This is a genomic window from Microcystis sp. LE19-10.1B (assembly GCF_027530565.1).
Classification (GTDB): domain Bacteria; phylum Cyanobacteriota; class Cyanobacteriia; order Cyanobacteriales; family Microcystaceae; genus Microcystis; species Microcystis aeruginosa.
In genome coordinates this window covers 1-2,777 of the sequence record NZ_JAPZQM010000729.1, presented here as the reverse complement: position 1 = coordinate 2,777, position 2,777 = coordinate 1, and the positions used below count along the sequence as shown (strand labels likewise).

3 protein-coding genes are annotated in these 2,777 nt (G+C 38.4%); all 3 read left to right on the top strand.

From position 1 onward, the window contains the following. The first annotated feature begins 64 nt into the window (after nucleotides 1–64). A complete protein-coding gene (locus O9332_RS26225) occupies nucleotides 65–757 on the top strand; it encodes a hypothetical protein (RefSeq protein ID WP_288027989.1) in 693 nt (230 codons plus the stop codon). Between the two features lie 186 nt (nucleotides 758–943). Further along, a complete protein-coding gene (locus O9332_RS26220) occupies nucleotides 944–1,339 on the top strand; it encodes a hypothetical protein (RefSeq protein WP_004159374.1) in 396 nt (131 codons plus the stop codon). 28 nt (nucleotides 1,340–1,367) lie between these two features. After that, nucleotides 1,368–2,690 (top strand): vWA domain-containing protein, encoded by a 1,323-nt coding sequence (locus tag O9332_RS26215; protein ID WP_288027987.1) that lies wholly within the window; start codon nucleotides 1,368–1,370, stop codon nucleotides 2,688–2,690. Nucleotides 2,691–2,777: the final 87 nt, after the last annotated feature.

Here is a 2,777-nt window from a genome sequence, read left to right as displayed (position 1 = left end):
GTTATGCAATGGATGGGGGTTATAAGGAATGAAACCCTTATAGAGACAGACATTACCGCGATTTTTGTCAATTGTTTGCGATCTAGAGCGAACTAATCAATTAAATCTCTTGCCAGATAAGGATTTAGTCGATTTATGCCCCCATATCGAACCATACCAAGTCCCGAAGAGCCATTTTACCCCGATTTCTAGTCTTTCCTTCCTTATTCTTTTAGGGAGAATTGTGGGATGGATGTTATTAGGTGGATTACTCGGTGGGGGAATGTCCTTTTTTGTTCCTAATTTAAGGAGGATTCGCGGCGTACAAGGTGGCACAATTGGAGGGGGAATGGGAGCAGCAGGTTTTTTATTACTGTCGCCTTTAATCGGGGAAATCGGTGGTAGATTATTAGGCGGAGTGATTTTAGGCTTTTTTATTGGTTTAATGATCGCTTTACTCGAACAATTAAGTCGTAAAGCCTATTTACTGATTCATTGGCATGAAAAGGAAACCACTACTCTTTCTTTAGGGGATATTCCCATTATTTTAGGAAGTCATCAAAATGCTCATATTCTCCTCAGTAAAGCCGAAGGATTTTATCCAGAAACCGCCAAAATTTTTCAACAGGGAGAGGAGATTATTATGGAATATAATGCTGATTATGCTCAAGCAAAAGGAATGAAAAAACTCATTTATCTCTTAAAGAATGGGGACACTCGTAAGTTTGGAGAAATTCGTCTGGAAGTCCAATCAAAAGACATCATTTCTTCCTCTTAATCAACGTCTCTATCTAGAAATCTTCTCTCTAAATCTGTCTAATTGCTAAATTCTCTTAAGACGATATTTAATTGGGATTGAGAAAGATTAAAATTAACTAAATTTCTTTGTAAAATAACAATTCTATGTTAAAATCGCCATAATAAACTTATTTTTTCTCTGTATTAATTTTATGGTTGCTATTCTATGGTTATATATACCCTATCATTACACACCCAAAGTTCTCCACCGGCAGGTTATCAGTATCCTTTAGATTTACACCCCCATTATGAGGATAATCCTCAAGAAATTTTTACCCCAAAAATTCGTCAAGAGTTACAAGACACCTTACAACAAGAAAGTTTATGTGCCATTCGAGAGCATCACCTTAACCAAATCATTAACGCTTGGATAGAAGATATTCAAGAAGGTTATCGCTACACCAGTATTAGACTGAATTTACCCTCACTTTTTGAAACCAATCTCGAAAACTTTCAAGATAATGGTAATCAAAAATTTCCTGACTTATTTGATCCAGAATTAACAGGAATTGAGCCAACTTTTGGAATGTTACTGTCTTTAGAGGATATTTACACCCCTTAGCAACTTTACTCTTTTGGAGAAAAAACAAATGTTAACCGTATCTTTAACCCCTCATCGAGATTTTTTACCTGCTGACACTCCAGACCAGCGACTCTTTTTAATGATGAAAATTAGACCCCAAGCAGCAGCAGCTCAAAGTCGGCCCTCTACCACCTTTGCTTTTCTGATTGATACCAGTGGCTCTATGTATGAAAATGTAGGGGGAATGACCAAACTAGAGGTAGTGATTCAATCCCTGAAAAAACTATTACATTCAGGTGGTTTAACCAAAGAAGATCGCATTGCTTTAGTTCGTTTTGATGACCAAGCTTCTACTTTAATTAATTTAACCCCTGCAACCCAAATTCAACCGATTGAATCGGCTATTGATCAACTAACTAAATTTAGTGGAGGAACTGTTTTAAGTAGAGGAATGGATCAAGTGTTAGGGATTATTGGTAATCAAGCGATGACTTCCCGTAGAGCGTTAATATTTACCGATGGTCAAACCATAGGCGAAGAAGATTGCCGTCAATTAGCCAATGATTTTGCTCAGTGTAATATTCCAATTACGGTCCTAGGGGTTGGCGATTATAATGAGCAGCTATTAGATGATATTAGTAACAATACAGCTGGACAATTTGGCCATGTTGTTCCTCAAAAAGACTTACCCCATCAAATTTTAATTACTGACTTTCCTAGTTATATTATTCAAGCTTATCAACAAGCGCAAAATGAGGTAATTAATAATATTAAATTAGATATTCAAACGGTCAAAGGGGTAAAATTAGCTAAAATCACCCGTGTTTATCCAGATCAAGCCGAATATCCGCTCTTAACCCCCCCTTATCCCATCGGTAATGCGGCAGCAGGAGATGACACCATTTACATTTTAGAATTTACCATTGATAGTCGTACCAGTTCTAGGGCAAGAATCGCACAAATTGGCTTAACTTATGATATTCCTGGCTTAAATCGCCGCGGAGAGCAACCGCCCCTTAATGTTGTAGTACAATTTTTAGCAGGTCAGGGAACTGTTGCACAAGTGAATCAAGAAGTTATGGGGTATGTGCAACAGCGCAATATTGCCCAATTAGCCTCAGATGCGACCAAAATTGCCGATAAAGACCCAAATAAAGCAGAACAACTCCTAGAAACGGCTCGACGCTTAACCGTAAAAATAGGGAATGACGATATGTTAGCATCCCTTAACCAAGCCAGTGATGAACTGCGAAAAACCCGTAAAATTTCCTCTAATACCCGTAAAACCGTCAAAATGGGGTCAAGAGGTAAAACCATCAAAATGGAGGGAGATATTGTTGACATCCTCGCCGCCCTAAAAGTGCGGCGATTCCTAAACCTCACGATTTAAGTTTCTGCTTCCACCACCGTCGCATACCACAGTTAAAAAACCATGTACTGTCTTACACAGAGTCCACAGACTTTCGCCCCATTTCAG